The 15,442-nt window shown below is 57.0% G+C and carries 14 protein-coding genes; 13 read left to right on the forward strand and 1 reads right to left on the reverse strand.

Features of this window, described 5'->3' with window-relative positions:
• Positions 1-3: 3 nt before the first annotated feature.
• The 4 genes from WFM49_RS03570 (at position 4) to WFM49_RS03585 (ending at position 3,748) form a co-directional block, all read left to right on the forward strand.
• Positions 4-831, forward strand: a complete 828-nt coding sequence (locus WFM49_RS03570; protein ID WP_009462160.1) for a M48 family metallopeptidase — start codon at positions 4-6, stop codon at positions 829-831.
• Positions 832-1,051: 220 nt separating this feature from the next.
• Entirely contained in the window at positions 1,052-2,518 is a 1,467-nt protein-coding gene (locus WFM49_RS03575) for a sensor histidine kinase (RefSeq protein ID WP_254499149.1), read from the forward strand.
• On the forward strand, positions 2,515-3,153 hold the full coding sequence (locus tag WFM49_RS03580; protein ID WP_009462156.1) for a response regulator transcription factor: 639 nt from the start codon (positions 2,515-2,517) through the stop codon (positions 3,151-3,153). Before WFM49_RS03575 ends, WFM49_RS03580 begins: the two co-directional genes overlap by 4 nt.
• 94 nt (positions 3,154-3,247) lie before the next feature.
• The gene (locus tag WFM49_RS03585) at positions 3,248-3,748 is read left to right on the forward strand and encodes a GlcG/HbpS family heme-binding protein (protein ID WP_031231990.1); all 501 of its coding nucleotides are present in this window, start codon (positions 3,248-3,250) and stop codon (positions 3,746-3,748) included.
• Positions 3,749-4,009: 261 nt separating this feature from the next.
• Here the strand turns inward: WFM49_RS03585 and WFM49_RS03590 are convergent, their stop codons facing one another.
• The gene (locus tag WFM49_RS03590) at positions 4,010-4,441 is read right to left on the reverse strand and encodes a carboxymuconolactone decarboxylase family protein (protein ID WP_088450159.1); all 432 of its coding nucleotides are present in this window, start codon (positions 4,439-4,441) and stop codon (positions 4,010-4,012) included.
• Positions 4,442-4,622: 181 nt separating this feature from the next.
• Here WFM49_RS03590 and pdxR point away from each other — a divergent pair, with 181 nt between their 5' ends.
• The 9 genes from pdxR to WFM49_RS03635 all read left to right on the forward strand — a co-directional run bounded on the left by pdxR (position 4,623) and on the right by WFM49_RS03635 (position 15,427).
• Positions 4,623-6,050, forward strand: a complete 1,428-nt coding sequence (pdxR, locus tag WFM49_RS03595) for a MocR-like pyridoxine biosynthesis transcription factor PdxR (RefSeq protein WP_336971689.1) — start codon at positions 4,623-4,625, stop codon at positions 6,048-6,050.
• 234 nt (positions 6,051-6,284) lie between these two features.
• Positions 6,285-7,688: a 3-isopropylmalate dehydratase large subunit gene (gene leuC / locus WFM49_RS03600; RefSeq protein WP_009462151.1), complete on the forward strand. Its 1,404-nt coding sequence runs from the start codon at positions 6,285-6,287 to the stop codon at positions 7,686-7,688.
• A 13-nt stretch (positions 7,689-7,701) separates the two neighbouring features.
• Positions 7,702-8,346: a 3-isopropylmalate dehydratase small subunit gene (gene leuD, locus WFM49_RS03605; protein ID WP_336971691.1), complete on the forward strand. Its 645-nt coding sequence runs from the start codon at positions 7,702-7,704 to the stop codon at positions 8,344-8,346.
• Between the two features lie 119 nt (positions 8,347-8,465).
• Positions 8,466-9,542, forward strand: coding sequence for a 3-isopropylmalate dehydrogenase (leuB, locus tag WFM49_RS03610; RefSeq protein WP_009462147.1), 1,077 nt, complete (start codon positions 8,466-8,468; stop codon positions 9,540-9,542).
• Between the two features lie 45 nt (positions 9,543-9,587).
• Positions 9,588-10,712 carry an aspartate-semialdehyde dehydrogenase gene (gene asd / locus WFM49_RS03615; RefSeq protein ID WP_009462145.1) on the forward strand — a complete coding sequence of 375 codons (1,125 nt, stop codon included), beginning with the start codon at positions 9,588-9,590 and terminating at the stop codon, positions 10,710-10,712.
• A gap of 2 nt (positions 10,713-10,714) precedes the next feature.
• Positions 10,715-12,121 (forward strand): type IV pilus assembly protein FimV, encoded by a 1,407-nt coding sequence (locus WFM49_RS03620; RefSeq protein ID WP_254499152.1) that lies wholly within the window; start codon positions 10,715-10,717, stop codon positions 12,119-12,121.
• Between the two features lie 12 nt (positions 12,122-12,133).
• Complete coding sequence (truA, locus tag WFM49_RS03625; protein WP_137430292.1) at positions 12,134-12,949, forward strand: tRNA pseudouridine(38-40) synthase TruA; 816 nt, start codon at positions 12,134-12,136, stop codon at positions 12,947-12,949.
• 184 nt (positions 12,950-13,133) lie between these two features.
• Positions 13,134-13,751, forward strand: a complete 618-nt coding sequence (locus tag WFM49_RS03630) for a TRAP transporter small permease subunit (RefSeq protein WP_009462141.1) — start codon at positions 13,134-13,136, stop codon at positions 13,749-13,751.
• A 2-nt stretch (positions 13,752-13,753) separates the two neighbouring features.
• Positions 13,754-15,427, forward strand: coding sequence for a TRAP transporter large permease (locus WFM49_RS03635; protein WP_021446531.1), 1,674 nt, complete (start codon positions 13,754-13,756; stop codon positions 15,425-15,427).
• Positions 15,428-15,442 lie beyond the last annotated feature (15 nt).

Consider the following 15,442-nt stretch of genomic DNA (forward strand, 5'->3'; position numbering starts at 1 on the left):
AGCATGAAAGGTATTGCGAAAGGAAAACGCTTTTTGGCGGCGGGGTTGATACTGGCCATGACGGGCTGTGCCACGGTGCAGACGACGGAAAGCGGGACGGTAGGTGTCGAACGCAAACAATTTATCTCCAATCTGGTGTCCGAGGCCGAGCTCAATCAGGCGGCGGCCCAGAATTATGCTCAGGTCTTGTCCCAGGCTCGGCAGCAAAAGGCGCTGGATACCGATGCGGCCCAGACTCGTCGGGTCAAGTCCATTGCCCAACGCCTGATCGATCAAGTCGGTGTTTTCCGGGCGGACGCCCGTTCCTGGAATTGGGAAGTTCACGTCATCAATGAGGACGAAGTTAATGCCTGGTGCATGCCGGGCGGCAAGATGGCGGTTTACAGCGGCTTGATCAAACGGATTCAGCCAACGGACGCGGAACTGGCTGCTGTCATTGGGCATGAGATTGCTCACGCCTTGCGCGAGCATTCGCGTGAGCAGGTTTCCCAGAAAATGGCGACTTCTTTCGGTTTGACGGTGCTCTCCGCCCTGACTGGTGTGCAGGCTGTGAACGATTTGGGCGGTACGCTCAGCGAAGTCATGTTTGAACTGCCTAACAGCCGCACTCACGAATCCGAGGCCGATCTGATCGGGGTTGAGCTGGCTGCGCGTGCAGGCTACGACCCGCGTGCTGCGGTCAGCTTGTGGCAGAAGATGGGGGCCCTGGAGCAGGGCAGAAGTCAGCCGGAGTTCCTGTCTACTCACCCGGCTTCCTCAACCCGTATTGCGGATTTGCAGGCGATCTCGGAACGCGTCATGCCCTTGTATCAGCAGGCGGCCAAGCCGTGAAAGGCTGGCTTCAGAGGTTCATGATCTGAAATGAACAACACCCTTGATGAGGCTTTGTTGGAGATTGCCAAGCTCAGCTCTCATCATGGAGTGGGAACTGAGATCCAGACCTTGCCGCTCGCAACGGCGCGGGACAGGGACATTGTTTAGTATAGGAAAGCCTGGTTTCTCGACCCGTCGACCTATTTATCTGATTGTTTCCCATACTCACAATGCACTCATGAAATCGCGCCATCGCACTTTTCTGTATGGTTTGTTGATTTGGCTCGGCCTGTCTTTGGCCGGCGCCATCGTGTTGACGCGCGCTGAACTGGCGCGGCAGCAGGAGGCATTCACGGTGCAAAGCAATATAGCCTACCGGCTGCTGGGCCAGCGTCTGGCCCAGCATGACGCCATTTTACAAATGCTGGCCCTGCTGCAGCCGCCCGTGCAGCGCATTGAACGTCTGGGAACGCTGAAAGCCATGTTTCCCCAGATCATGGCGATCTATCGCGAAGAGAGCGACGTCGCGTGGGCCAATCCTCAATGGCAGCAGGCGCAGTTGCAGTCTCTAAAGGCCGAGCGCGCCGTGTTGACGGATGTGCAACTGGCACAAGGGCGCTATGTTCTGCTGGTAGCGGCGCATCCGGCCAGCTTTGCCGTGCTGCTGGATTTGAATGCCGCCATCGCCTGGGACGAATGGCCTTTTCGGCGTGATGGCAGTCCCGTGCGCGTGGTGCTGGAGTGGCAGGACCAACAATGGGTGATCAGTCCTGGGTTGGACCATGCCGGGCCTGTGGTATTCCAGTCAGGCAAGACAATGACTTCCACCAGCCAACCCTTTCAATTGCACACGCGTCGCGTCGTGGGCTATGCCGACCTGCCTTGGGGACAGGCGGCACTGTTCGCCCTGGCCAGTGCCTTGCTGGTGGCGCTGGTCATCTATGTGCGCAAACAGCGTGAACAGACCTTGCGCGCTCAGGAGTTGCTGCGTATCGGTCAGGTGGGCCGTTTGAATGCGCTCGGTGAAATGGCCGCGGGCCTGGCGCATGAATTGAACCAACCTTTGACCTCCGTATTGGCCAATACACAAGCCAGCCTGCGGCTCTTGCAGGATGATCCCCCCGACCTGGAGCCGGCACGTGAAGCCATGGCGCATTCGGTGGAGCAGATCAAGCGTGCGGCCAGCGTGTTGACACGCCTGCGGCACAGCTTGCGTGAAAGCGGTCTGGCTGAGCAGTGCTGCCCGGTGTCCTTGACGCGGGTGTTGGGCGAGGCTGTGCATTTGCTGATGCCGGAGTTGGAGCGGCATGGTATTACCCTGGAAAAACGCCTTCCTTCACACGATGTCGTTGTTGTTGGTGAACCCGTGGCGCTCGGACAAATCATCCACAATCTGCTCAATAATGCCGTATCCGCTTTGGGCGTAGCCCAGATCAGCAATCCGCGCATCTGGCTCGAGGTGTTGCAGCGACAAGGGCGCGTGGAATTGACCGTGCGTGACAATGGTCCGGGAATAGTCCCGCAGCATCTGGATCGTGTGTTCGAGCCTTTTTTTACGACGCGCTCCGACGGCCTGGGGCTGGGCCTGAGCCTGAGCGAGTCGCTGGCTCAGGCCATGGGCGGCGGCTTGAAGGCGTTCAACGATCCCATGGGGGGAGCCGTGTTTGCGCTGGAACTGCAACTCGTGGATGAGGAAGCATCATGAACCCTACTGAAAATGGCTCTAGCCTGTCGCCCTTGATCCACCTGCTGGACGATGATGCCGCCGTGCGTCAAAGCTTGTCCTTGCTGATCAGCACAGTCGGGTTACGGGTGCAGACTTGGGCGGATCCGCAGCAGTTTCTGGAGTCTTTTGATCGGCAGTCTATCGGGGCATTGATTCTGGATGTGCGCATGCCCGGCATCAGTGGACTGACCTTGCTCGATACCCTGATTGAACAAGGCGTGGATCAGCCTATCATTCTGTTGACCGGGCACGGCACGGTGGATATGTGCCGGCGCGCCTTCAAGGCGGGTGCTGTCGAGTTCCTGGAAAAGCCGGTCAGTGACGATGTGTTGCTGGACACGGTTCAGCAGGCCGTGCGTCAGCACGTGCGCCGTCGTGAGCGGCTTGCGGCCGACCAGTGGGTGCGTGAACGCTACACAAGTTTGTCCGAGCGCGAGCGCGAGGTGCTGGCGCTGATTGTCGAGGGCTTGACCAACAAGGAGATAGGTCGTGTGCTGTCGCTGTCGCCCCGTACAGTTGAAACGCATCGTGCCAACCTGTTTGCCAAACTGCAGGTCGATAACCTGGCCCACCTGATTCGGCATTACGCCAGCTTGGTGAGTGTCTCTCCGTAAAACTACGTAGATGCCAGGGTAAGCGTCCGAATAGTCACGTTCGGGCGGCGCAAGTATAGTTTTTCCATGCCGACAGTGTTGTCGGAACTGATAAATGGAGATTACTGCTATGTTGCGCTCTTCCCTTTTGATGGCGTTGTTGTTTGCCGCTGGTGCCGCCCAGGCCCAGGGTGTGCTGACCGAAAAAAACATCTCCCTGGATCTGGCTAACCGTTTGGCTGCTGAAACCGTCAAGCAATGCTCGGCCAAAGGTTACAACGTGTCTGCGGCTGTGGTTGACCGCGCCGGCGTATTGCGTGCGTTTCAACGTGCCGACCAGGCCGGTCCGCATACGGTCAATGCCAGCATCGACAAGGCCTATACGTCCGCTTCGGCCCGCAGCCTGACCAGCGCCATGCTGGAGGGTTCGCAGAAAAATGCCGGTGCCGCCAATCTGGGCGATATCCAGGGCTTTCTGCTGCTGGGCGGCGGCGTGCCGGTCAAGGTCGGCAATGACACGATAGGCGCCATCGGCGTGGGCGGTGCCCCTGGCGGCCACCTGGACGAAGCGTGCGCCGTAGCGGCTCTGGAAACCCTGAAGGCCGATCTGAAGTAGTCGCATTCCTGCAGATTGGGGAGCCGCCCCTGAACTGCCCCCCCCCCCGGAACTTGGACATTACTCCAAGCTTCGGGGGTTTGCTGCATGGCTAGTTCAGGGATCGCTTGATGTGTTTGCGGTAAGGCCTGCGGTAAAGGCGGGATTGTTGGCAAATAAGCTGACCGTTCAGTGTTGCCGCTGAACGGTCGTATTCCGTCTGACGATTGACTTCTGGCGTAGGGTTTTTGATTCTTGCCGCTGCAGAATCATCCTTCGCGTTCACTTGCGCATGCTGATGGCCAAGCGATTGAAGGCGCTCATCAAGGCAATCGCAAAACTCAGATCCGAAATTTCTGTATCGCTGAAATGGGCTTTCAAGGGCTCGAAGTGCTCGTCGGGTGCATGAGTGTGAGCAACATCCACCACGGATTCTGTCCATTCCAGGGCCGCGCGTTCGCGTTCGTTAAAGTGCGCACTGACACGCCAGCCTGCCAGGCTGTCTATCTTGGCATTGGCCACGCCCGAGCTGCGCAAGGAGGCTGCGTGCATCTCCAGGCAGAAGGAGCAGCCGTTGATTTGCGAAATGCGCAAATTAACCAGCTCAATCAACTCTTTGCCCAGAGTGCTTTTGTCCAAAGCAAGCTTCGTTTGCAGCAGGCCTTGATAGGCTTTGGGAGACAGGGTGTCGTAGGGAAGGCGAAGTGTACTCATGGCGTATCCAATCGAAAGTAAGACAGAGGGCAGGGCAGACTTTGGTTCTGTGGCTGTGTTTGATGCACTGTTTGTAGCAGTCTAGTCATCAAGCCGGGCTATCTGCTTTACTTGTTGATTATCCCTGAGTAATGTCCCAGTCATCAGTGACAAGAAATCAGTAATTGACTAGGACATGGGTATGGATCTACGCCACTGGAAACCCAGCCGGGAACCAGGCATTCCTGTTTATCAGCAGTTGTACGAGCGCTTTCGGGATGCGATTGCTGCAGGCCAATTGCGCCCCGGCGACCGGGTGCCATCCATACGCAGTCTGGCCAGTGAGCTGAATGTGGCCAAGGGTACGGTGGAGCAGGCCTATCAAATCTTGCTGGGTGAAGGCTACTTTCTGGCACGAGGGCCGGCAGGAACGGTGGTGTCACCGCAGTTGGCCAGTCTGGCTGCGAAAAGATATGCCAGTGTCCCTGCCTCATCCCTGCGTGCCTCGCCATATGTGCCAGCAGAAGACTCACCCCCTTTGCCATTTCAGCTGGGCCTGCCGGCTTTGGATGCCTTTCCGCGCAAGACCTGGGCACGACTGGCCAACCAGAATCAGCGCTCTTTGGGGGGCGTGGCAATGCGTTACCCCGATCCGGTGGGCTATGCGCCGTTGCGGCGGGCTATTGCGGCTTATTTGGGCGTATCGCGCGGCATAGCTTGTCTGCCGGAGCAGATCTTTGTGACGGCCGGGTATTGGGGGGCGCTGGAGCTCGTGTGTCGTAGCGTTCTGAATCCGGGTGACGCGGGCTGGTACGAAAATCCTGGCTATATTTTTGCCCGCCAGTTCTTGAAGCAGGCCGGCATGCACGTGCATGCGGTGCCGCTGGATGAAGACGGCCTGAACCTTATAGCCGGGCAGCAGCATTGCCCACAGGCACGCTTTGCCATCGTGACCCCCACTCATCAGAGCCCTATGGGCATGGCCATGTCCCTACCCAGGCGTTTGCAATTGCTGGAGTGGGCCAGACAGCAGCAGGCCTGGATTGTGGAGGACGATTACGACAGCGAGTTTCGCTATCATGGGCGTCCTTTGCCTGCCCTGAAAAGTCTGGATAGGGACGACAGGGTGATCTATACCGGCACCTTCAGCAAGGTTCTGAATCCCGGTTTGCGGCTGGCGTACTTGGTCGCACCCTTGTCCCAGGTGGAGCGTTTCCAGCAGGCGGCTCACTATTCAGGCGGGCCGGGTTCCATCCTGACGCAGGCTACCGTGGCGGACTTCATGGAGCAGGGCTACTTTGCGCGGCACTTGCGCAAGATGCGGGCTTTGTATGCACAACGTCGGGCTTATTTGGTACAGGCGCTGCAACAGATATTGGGGGAGCGCTTGCAGGTGCAAAGCCAGGCAGGCGGGATTCATGTGCTTGCCAATTTGAGGAGGGCAGAAGATGACCGGCCTTTGGCCAAGGCTGCCCAGGAACAGGGCCTGGCCGTTCAGGCTTTGAGCGACTGGCAAATATCGCCTGCGGTGCATAAGGGGCTGTTGATGGGCTTTGCCAATATTAGCGATCAGGGCATGGCCGATGAATGGGTAGAGCGTTTGAGCTTGGCCATTGCTGAACCTTCTTGAACAAGAGTCCGGCCTGAAGCAATCGCCAAGGCTGACGATGTTGGTCTTTCAGAGCTTTCTTTGACAAGGCTCCGGGAGTCCTTGTCGAGCGGCATGTTTCTATTTAGGGTGGTAGTCCCAATACTAGTATGGAAACTGGTCTTGTCCCAGTTACTACGCCTGTCATAATAAGAAAAAATTTATGTGCAGCCCGCTCTGTGCGGACTGTAATTTCAACTGAATCGCGAGAGCGCAATGGCAAAAACCTTATACGATAAGTTGTTCGACGAACACGTCGTGCATCAGGACACGGATGGCACCTGTTTGATCTACATTGATCGCCACTTGCTGCATGAAGTGACCAGCCCCCAGGCCTTTGAAGGCTTGACTCTGGCCGGCCGCAAGCCTTGGCGCATCAGTGCCAACCTGGCTGTGGCGGACCACAACGTCCCCACCACCTCCCGTCAGAACGGTATTGAAGACCCGATCTCGCGCCTGCAGGTCGATACCCTGGACGCCAACTGCGAAGAATTCGGCATTACCGAATTCCGCATGAACGACGTGCGTCAGGGCATTGTGCACATTGTCGGCCCCGAGCAGGGCGCGACCTTGCCCGGCATGACCGTGGTTTGTGGTGACTCCCACACCAGCACGCACGGTGCCGTGGGCGCTTTGGCCTTTGGTATTGGTACCTCGGAGGTCGAGCACACGCTGGCCACTCAGACCTTGCTGATGAAGAAAAGCAAAAGCATGCTGATCCAGGTGGACGGCAAGCTGCCTTTTGGCTGTACTGCCAAGGACCTGATCCTGTACGTGATCGGTCAGATCGGTACTGCTGGTGGTACGGGCTACGCCATTGAGTTCGGCGGCTCGGCAATTCGCGCCTTGTCTATGGAAGGCCGCATGACCGTGTGCAATATGGCGATTGAAGCCGGTGCACGTTCAGGCATGGTGGCTGTGGACGAGCAAACCATTCAGTATCTGCGTGGCCGTCCTTACTCGCCCAAAGGCGTGTTGTGGGATCAGGCTGTGGCTTACTGGAACACCTTGCACACTGACGAAGGTGCCGAGTTTGATCGCGTGATTCGCATCGATGCCAGTCAGATCACCCCTCAGTTGACTTGGGGCACCTCGCCTGAAATGGTCTTGCCTATCGACAGCCGCGTACCCGATCCAGAGAAAGAAAAAGACGAAGTCACCCGCAATGGCATGGAGCGTGCATTGGAGTACATGGGCCTGACGCCCAATATGCCGTTGACCGACATCCGTATCGACCGCGTGTTCATTGGCTCCTGTACCAATGCCCGTATCGAGGACTTGCGTGCGGCTGCCAGCGTGGCCAAGGGTCGCAAAGTCGCTTCCAACGTCAAGCAGGCCATGATTGTTCCCGGCTCCGGTCTGGTGAAACGTCAGGCCGAGCAAGAAGGTCTGGACAAGATTTTCCTGAACGCCGGTTTTGAATGGCGTGAGCCTGGTTGCTCCATGTGTCTGGCCATGAACGCTGACCGTCTGGAGCCGGGCGAGCGTTGCGCTTCGACCTCCAACCGTAACTTTGAAGGACGTCAGGGGCAGGGTGGTCGTACCCACCTGGTCAGCCCAGCCATGGCAGCGGCTGCCGCCATTGCCGGCCATTTTGTCGACGTGCGTTCGTTCAACTGAGGAAATCCACACCATGCAAGCATTTACTACTCATGAAGGTCTGGTCGCTCCCTTGGATCGGGAGAACGTGGATACGGACTTGATCATCCCCAAGCAGTTCCTCAAATCCATCAAGCGCACCGGCTTTGGCCCCAACTTGTTTGATGAGTTGCGTTATCTGGATCACGGCGAGCCCGGCATGGACAATTCCCGCCGCCCGCTGAACCCGGACTTTGTGCTGAACCAGGACCGCTACCAGGGCGCTTCCGTACTGCTGGCGCGCAAGAACTTTGGTTGTGGCTCCAGCCGTGAGCACGCTCCCTGGGCCTTGATGCAATATGGTTTTCGCGCCATTATCGCGCCGTCTTTTGCCGATATTTTCTTCAACAACAGCTTCAAGAACGGCTTGCTGCCTATCATTCTGAACGAGCTGGATATTGCGCGTCTGTTTGACGAAGTCAAAGCCTTCCCGGGTTACAAACTGCGCATTGATCTGGCCGAGCAGCGCGTGATTACGGCTGAAGGCCGTGAATTGCCGTTCACTATCGATGCGTCGCGCAAGCACAGCCTCTTGAATGGTCTGGATGAAATTGGCCTGACCTTGCAGAAAGCGGACATGATCCGTCAGTACGAAGCCGAGCGCCTGGCTCGTCATCCCTGGCTGGTGGGCCAGCCTTGAGCCTGCTTGAGGTCCGATAGAAGCTTTGCGGTGGCTGCCTTGGTCTGGCAGCCAAGATGCTCCGGCCATCAGGCCGGAGTTCTTCACACTTATTCCCTAATTTTTACGTCCTACTCATCATGACTCATAAAATTGCAGTATTGCCCGGTGATGGCATCGGTCCCGAGATTACCGAACAGGCGCAGCGCGTACTGGGTGCTCTGGGCATGGATCTGGAAATGACCGTGGCTCCCGTGGGCGGCGCCGCTTACGATTTGCACGGCCACCCCCTGCCACCTGAAACGCTGAGCCTGGCTCAAAACTCCGACGCTGTGCTGTTCGGCGCCGTGGGTGACTGGAAATACGACTCGCTGGAGCGTCACCTGCGTCCCGAACAAGCCATTTTGGGTTTGCGTCGTGCCATGGGCCTGTTCGCCAACCTGCGTCCCGCCATCCTGTACCCGCAACTGGCTAACGCCTCTACCTTGAAACCAGAAGTTGTGTCCGGTCTGGATATCCTGATCGTGCGCGAACTGACAGGTGATATTTACTTCGGTCAGCCTCGTGGCGTGCGTACGGTGGAAGAGGGCAACTTCGCGGGCGAGCGTCAGGGCTTTGACACCATGCACTATGCTGAAAGCGAAGTGCGCCGTATCGCTCACGTGGGTTTCCAGGCCGCACAAAAACGTCAGAAGCGCTTGTGCAGCGTGGATAAATCCAATGTGCTGGAAACATCCCAGTTCTGGCGTGACATCATGATTGATGTGGCCCGTGAGTATCCGGACGTGGAATTGAGCCACATGTACGTGGACAATGCCGCCATGCAGTTGGTGCGCGCACCAAAAGAATTTGACGTGATTGTCACAGGCAACCTGTTTGGCGATATCCTATCGGATGAAGCAGCCATGTTGACAGGCTCCATTGGCATGTTGCCTTCGGCATCTCTGAACGCATCCCAGCAAGGTTTGTACGAACCCAGCCACGGCTCGGCACCCGATATCGCCGGTCAGGACAAGGCCAATCCTTTGGCCACCATTTTGTCCGCTGCCATGTTGCTGCGCTACTCGCTCAATGCAGAAGACCAGGCCAAGCGTATCGAAGCGGCGGTTGCCAGCGTGCTCGAACAAGGTTTGCGTACCGGCGACATCTACGAAGACGGTTGCCAATTGCTGAGCACCAGTGCTATGGGGGATGCAGTGCTCAAGGCTTTGCGATAGTATCTTTTATCGTTTTATTTTTTTATATATCCAGGTGGTATTACCATGACTCAAGCGGTAGGTTTGGTCGGCTGGCGTGGGATGGTGGGCTCCGTGCTCATGCAGCGCATGCGCGACGAAGGCGATTTTTCCCTTTTTCAGCCGGTGTTTTTCTCGACTAGCAATGCTGGCGGCGCAGCTCCTTCGTGGGCTGACGGTGCTGGCCCATTGCAGGACGCCCACGATATTGACGCCTTGAAAAAGTTGCCAATTATTGTGACCGCCCAGGGTGGAGATTACACAAGCCAGATCTACCCCAAGCTGCGTGCCGCTGGCTGGAATGGTTTGTGGATTGACGCGGCCAGCACGCTGCGCATGGACGAAAACTCCGTGATCGTGCTGGACCCGATCAACCGTCCTGTTATCGATGCTGCACTGGCCAAAGGTGGCAAGCAGTTCATCGGTGGCAACTGTACGGTTAGCTGCATGCTGATGGGTCTGGGCGGTCTGTTCAACCAGAATCTGGTTGAGTGGATGACCAGCATGACTTACCAGGCTGCTTCCGGTGGTGGCGCACAGCATATGCGCGAACTGCTGACTCAGTTCGGTCTGATCAACCAGTCCGTCTCCAGCCTGCTGGACGATCCCGCATCGGCCATTCTGGATATTGACCGCGGTGTCTTGCAGACGCAACGCGACCCCAATCTGCCTCAGAAAAACTTTGGCGTACCCCTGGGCGGTAGCTTGATCCCCTGGATCGACTCCGATCTGGGCAATGGCATGACGCGTGAAGAGTGGAAAGGCGGTGTGGAAACCAACAAAATCCTGGGCCGTGGTGCACAGGACAAGCACATTCCTATCGACGGTCTGTGCGTGCGTATCGGTGCCATGCGCTGCCACAGCCAGGCACTGACCATCAAGCTGACCCGCGATGTTCCGCTGGACGAGATCACCGACATCCTGGCTGAAGGTTCCAAGTGGGCCAAGGTTGTGCCTAACGAGCGTCAAGCCACGGTCCAAGCGCTGACTCCAGTTGCCGTCACCGGCACGCTGGATATCCCTGTGGGCCGTCTGCGCAAGCTGAACATGGGCCCCGAGTACCTGAGCGCCTTCACGGTTGGCGACCAGTTGCTGTGGGGTGCGGCTGAACCGCTGCGCCGCATGTTGCGCATCGCTTTGGGCGAGCTCTAATCATGGCTGGCCGCCTGCATCCTGTACGTACGCTGGGTTCGGCCCTGCTATTGGCCGGGATGCTGGCGGCTGCGCCGGTTTCCGCCCTGGAAATCGGTCATAGTCGTTTTGTGTCGGCTCCTAATCAGGTTTTCAAGCTGGATGTGGGCATTCGACAGATCAGCCCTGAAGAAAGCCTGTCCTTGAAGGTGACACCTGCCCCCTTGTCCGCCTGGCAACAGGCGGGCTTGACCCCTCCGGTTGACTTGGACTCCTTGAAGGCCGTGATCGAGCGGGATGGGCAGGGGCAAGTACGACGCATTCGGTTGTCCTCCGAGCAGATGTTCTCGGGCTCGGTGGCCGATGTGCTCTTGCAGATTCAAAGTGATAGCGGGCAGTTCCTGCATCAGGTCAGCGTACTGGCTCCGGCCCCGGTGGCCGTGAAGGCAGTGGCTCAGCCACAGGCAGCGTATCGGGCACCGGTATCCGTGCAGGCTTCTGCTTCGAGCTCTGCATCCAGTGTGCAGACCCAAAGTGCGGTACGCGTGAAATCGGGTGATACCTTGCATGCCTTGGCGCGCCGCCATGCGGTGGATGGTGTCAGCTCTTATCAGTGGATGATGGCGGTTCAAAAGCAGAACCCGAATGCCTTCATCGACCAGAATATGCATCGCCTGAAGGCGGGCCAAACGCTACAGATTCCTGATGCGGCGGCCATGTTGTCCATTGACGATGCCCAAGCTCGCCGCTTCTATGTTGACCAGGCTCAGGCCTTGCGCTCCGCTGCGCAAGCAGGGCAGGATCAGGCGGATGCGTCTCAAGGTGTAGCACAAACAGGCTCCGGCGAGCCAGGTGCTCAGGTGCAAGGCCAGGATCGTTTGCTATTGTCGGCAGGGGCAGATGCCCGTGACGCCAAACAGCAAATGCAGCACGAGCTGCGCGAGACCGGCGATCGTGTCTCGCAGCTGGAAGAGAATGTCTCCACCCTGGGCCGTGCCTTGCAGTCTCAAGGCGAGGCCGCTAAAGATCTGATCCTGGATTCAGCGCAGGAGCTGGGTCTGGGTGACTCCGGCAGCGATGCTGCTACTGGTAGTACTTCTTCTGGCGCCTCAGGCGCCGCTTCTTCTGCCGCCGTGGCAGGAGCGATTTCCGTGCCGTCCGAGCCCGAACAGGGCAAGATGGCCGGTGCAGTTAACAAGGCAAAAAAGACCGTGTCCTGGATTCAAGAACATATGTTGGCCGTGATGGCCGTAGTACTGGCCCTCATCGTTATTTTGGTGACCTGGGTGTTGCGACGCGCGAATAGCGAGAACCGCAACGGTGACGATTCGCCCGCCCCTGTCAGCGAAGCGATGGTTCGGGAAAAGCTGGAAAAAATCAATCTGGATCTGGACCAGCCGCCTTCGGACGAGCCTCCTGTACGTCAGTAAGGCAAAGCCACCATGAGACGTATCGCACTGGGTGTCTGCTATGAAGGGACATCCTGGCTGGGTTGGCAAAGTCAGGCCGGTGGCAACACCGTTCAAGATGTTCTGGAGCAGGCACTGGGCCGTTTTACGGCCCAGCCTGTTTCTACGATCTGCGCCGGTCGCACCGACACTGGCGTTCACGCCCTCAATCAAGTCGTTCATCTGGACACGGCTGCCGAGCGCAGCCTGGAGTCGTGGGTACGCGGTTTGAATGCCTTGCTGCCGGACTCTGTATCCGTGCAATGGGCACGCGAAGTGCCGGATGATTTTCATGCCCGCTTCTCGGCCCAAGGCCGTCATTACGTTTATCTGCTGCGCCAGCACCGGGTGCGTTCCCCCTTGTTGCATGGTCGAGTGGCCTGGGTGTTTCGTCCTTTGGACCTGGCTCTGATGCAAGAGGCCGCCCAGCACCTGGTGGGCGAACATGATTTCAGCGCGTTTCGTTCCTCGCAATGCCAGGCGGCCAGTCCGGTGCGCACCATGTCGCAGATTCGGATTGAACAGCAGGGCGACTTTTTCCTGTTCCGTTTCAGCGCCAATGCCTTTTTACATCACATGATCCGCAATCTGATGGGCATGCTGATTTATATCGGCCAAGGCCGTCAGCCGCCTGATTGGGTGCTGCATTTATTGGCACAGCGCGATCGCCGCTTGTCAGCCCCGACTTTCGATGCCAGTGGCCTGTATCTGGCCGGGGTGGATTACCCCAAGCAGTTCGATATTCCCGCCAGCAATCCCTACGATTTGCTCTATGAGTTAAGTGGATTGCGTTTTGGTGAAACGGCCTGAAAAAATCATGATTTAGTCCGTTTCTAAAGGGTTTATCCCCGGTATTCGAACCGGCTTCACATGCTTCAATCGTATAAAATGTGAAGCCATTTTCTTCTCTTACATTCTTATCTGTATAAGGCCGACCACCTTCGAGCATTAGCCACAAGCGAATCCTGAAGGCGACCATATCCTGAGCAAGGCCATGAAATTCTTCTTACGATTGTCTAGTTTGATCGACCGTCTGAATACGGTCGTTGGTAAGTCCGTGACTTGGCTGACCCTGATCGTGGTGTTGGTCAGTGCGATTAACGCTGTAGTACGCAAGGTCTACGGCGTCAGTTCCAATCAGTGGCTGGAATTGCAGTGGTATTTGTTCGGTGCAATTTTCTTGCTGGCCGCTGGTTATACCTTCTTTGTGAACGAGCATGTTCGGGTGGATGCCCTGGCGGAACGTTTTCCGCCGCGCGTTCAGATCTGGATCGATATTATCGGCGTGATCTTTTTTCTCCTGCCCGCGACCTTGCTGATTTTCTGGCTCTCGATTCCATTTTTTGAGCAGTCCTACGTGCTTAACGAGCAGTCTTCCAATACGGGGGGGCTGGTACGTTGGCCGGTCAAGTTGCTGATTCCCGTCGGCTTTGCTCTGTTAGCGTTGGCAGGGGTATCCCACTTGATCAAATGCATAGGCTTTTTGCTTGGTGCCTGTCCTAATCCTTTATTAAGGAATGGCGGACTGAGTGCAGAAGAAGAACTTGCCCAGGAGATTCGCGAGATGGCCCAGGCAAATGAAGCGACAACCTCTGTTTCCAAGGGCCAGTAATAATGGAATTTCTCGTTGATAATCTGGCTCCGATCATGTTTTTTAACTTGATCGTATTTTTGCTATTGGGCTTTCCCGTTACCTTCACCTTGTCGGCAATCGGAATTTTGTACGGCCTGGTTGCCATTGAACTGGACATGATGCAGCCGGCCTTGTTCCAGGCCTTGCCTCAACGTGTATTTGGTATTGTCGAGAACGATACCTTGTTGGCGGTTCCCTTCTTTACCTTGATGGGCCTGATATTAGAGCGATCAGGCATGGCAGAGGATCTGCTCGATACCATTGGCCAGCTCTTTGGGCCTTTGCGTGGTGGTTTGGCAATTGCTGTGGTGCTGGTCGGTGCCATGCTGGCAGCTACAACGGGTGTGGTGTCGGCCTCCGTCATCTCCATGGGCCTGATCTCCTTGCCCATCATGCTGCGCTACGGCTATGACCGCAAGCTGGCAACCGGGGTGATTGCCGCCTCAGGCACCTTGTCGCAAATCATCCCGCCCTCCATCGTGCTGATCATTCTGGCTGACCAACTGGGCCGCTCCATCGGTGATATGTACCGTGGCGCCATGCTGCCGGGTCTGCTGCTGGTAGCGATCTACATTCTGTACATTGTGGTGATGTCTTACATCAAGCCCAAGTCGGCTCCCGCCTTGCCACCCGAGGCCCGTGTGTATGTAGAGCCTAACGGCAGTCGTGGTTTGACTTCGCTGATCGCCTTGACGATTGTGGCCTCGGCCGTGGCGTATTTCGGCTCGCAGCATTACTTTGCCACGCATCCCAATATCCCGATGGACGAGCACATTGTCGTGCTGCTGCTGTTGTGGGGCGTAACGGCCTGGGTGATCGCGCTGATCAACAAGCTGCTCAAGCTGAAAATGCTGTCCAAGATCGCCGAGCGTGTGGTCTTTGTGATGGTGCCCCCGCTGTTCCTGATCTTCCTGGTGCTGGGTACGATCTTTATTGGGGTGGCAACGCCCACAGAGGGTGGGGCGATGGGGGCGGTCGGTGCCATCATCATGGCGGTATCTCGCGGCCGCCTGTCCTGGAAGCTGCTGCGTCAGGCCATGGAATCGACGACCCGCCTGTCCTGCTTCGTGGTCTTCATTCTGGTGGGTTCGACCGTCTTTAGCCTGAGCTTCCGTGGCATTAATGGCGATCTGTGGGTGGAACACCTCTTGATCGACATGCCCGGTGGCGAGTGGGGCTTCCTGATTATCGTCAGTATCCTGACCTTTCTGCTGGCTTTCTTCCTGGACTTCTTTGAGCTGGCCTTCATTATTGTGCCGCTGCTCGGGCCGATTGCCGACAAGATGGGCATTGACCTGATCTGGTTCGGTGTCTTGCTGGCGGTCAATATGCAGACCTCCTTCATGCACCCGCCCTTTGGTTTTGCGCTGTTCTTCCTGCGTTCGGTGGCCCCCAAAGAGGACTACACCGACAAGGTGACGGGCGAGCGCATCAAGCGTGTGGCCACAACGGATATTTACTGGGGCTCGGTACCGTTTATTATCATTCAGTTGTTGATGGTGGCAACGGTACTGGTCTTCCCCGGACTGGTTACGCACTATAAGCACGGCGAAGTTCTGCTGGAGGATTCGCAAATCCAGTTTGGTACGGAATCGACTTACGGTTCTGACAGCTACGGATTTGGAACGGATGACGCGGCCAGCAGTTTCCAATAAGCTTATTTCATGATT

The sequence above is a fragment of the Alcaligenes sp. PF14 genome (assembly GCF_037150615.1).
Classification (GTDB): domain Bacteria; phylum Pseudomonadota; class Gammaproteobacteria; order Burkholderiales; family Burkholderiaceae_B; genus Alcaligenes; species Alcaligenes phenolicus.